Origin of the sequence: Paractinoplanes deccanensis, assembly GCF_016862115.1 — a bacterium.
Taxonomy (GTDB): domain Bacteria; phylum Actinomycetota; class Actinomycetes; order Mycobacteriales; family Micromonosporaceae; genus Actinoplanes; species Actinoplanes deccanensis.
In genome coordinates this window covers 1-1,325 of the sequence record NZ_BOMI01000239.1, presented here as the reverse complement: position 1 = coordinate 1,325, position 1,325 = coordinate 1, and the positions used below count along the sequence as shown (strand labels likewise).

General features: G+C 65.9%; 1 protein-coding gene. It reads left to right on the top strand.

What is annotated here, in order from left to right; all coding sequences use genetic code 11:
* The first annotated feature begins 26 nt into the window (after positions 1 to 26).
* Entirely contained in the window at positions 27 to 1,205 is a 1,179-nt protein-coding gene (locus Ade02nite_RS48805; protein WP_203778289.1) for an IS701 family transposase, read from the top strand.
* Positions 1,206 to 1,325: the final 120 nt, after the last annotated feature.

The window sequence follows — 1,325 nt, the reverse complement described above, 5'->3', positions numbered from 1 at the left end:
CTGATGCTGAAAGGCGTTAGTCGGGCGTGGTCTATGTCGACGTTGAGAGCTGGCAGGCTGAGTTGGATGGCCTGCTTGGTCTGGTGGGTCCGCGTTTCGGCAGGTCGGAGCCGCGTGAGCGGGCGGCCCGGTATGTGGGTGGGCTGGTTGCCGGGTTGGAACGCAAGAACGGCTGGACCCTGGCCGAACATGCCGGTGAGGTGAGCCCGGACGGGATGCAGCGGCTGTTACGGCGGGCGGACTGGGACGTCGACGGCGTTCGTGACGACGTCCGTGGCTATGTGATCGACCGGTTGGGGCACACGGGAGCGGTGTTGGTCGCTGACGACACCGGGTTCGTGAAGAAGGGCGACAAGTCCGCCGGGGTGCAACGTCAATACACCGGCACGAGCGGTAAGACCGACAACTGTCAGATCGGCACGTTCCTGGCCTATGTCGCCCCGGCCGGGCACGCTCTGATCGATCGGCACCTGTATCTGCCCGAGTCCTGGCTGGCCGATCGTGACCGCTGCGCGCAGGCAGGGATCCCCGCCGATACCGAACTGCTGACCAAGCCACGGATCGCGATCGGCATGCTGCAACGAGCCCTCGACGCTGGCGTTCCGTTTACCTGGTTCACCGCTGACGAGGCGTTCGGGCAGGTCAAATACCTACGGGTCTGGCTGGAGGAACGCGACGTGTTCCATGTGGTCGCGACCCGCTGCAACGACGACGTGTCCGCCCGCGGGATCGGCTCCGGCCGCGTCGATGAGATCATCGCGAGCCTGCCGGCACGCTCCTGGCGCCGAATGTCCTGCGGTGACGGCGCGCACGGGCCACGCCTGTACGACTGGGTGCGGGTGCCGATCCGGCCCTGGTGGGCGGCTGGACGCGGGCACTGGCTACTCGCCCGGCGCAGCATCACCGACCCGACCGAGATCGCCTACTACATCTGCTACGCACCCCGCCGGACCAGTCTGGCCACGCTGATCTGGGTCGCCGGACGCAGATGGCCGGTCGAGGAATGCTTCAAACAAGCCAAACAGGAAACCGGACTCGATGACTACCAAGTCCGCACCTGGCGAGGCTGGTACGCCCACATCACCTTGTCGATGCTCGCCCTGGCCTGGCTCGCCGCCGTCCGCGCCGCCGAACAGCAAAAAGGGGAACCACAGCCGACATCGAGCAACTCGTTCCGATCAGCGTCCCCGAAGCCCGCCGCCTGATCGCAGCCCTGCTCAACGACCGTCACCCGGACAACGACCACACCATCGCCTGGTCACGCTTTAGACGCCGCCGCCAGTGGCAATCACAGCAAAGCCACTGGCGACGAAGATCAAACTAAG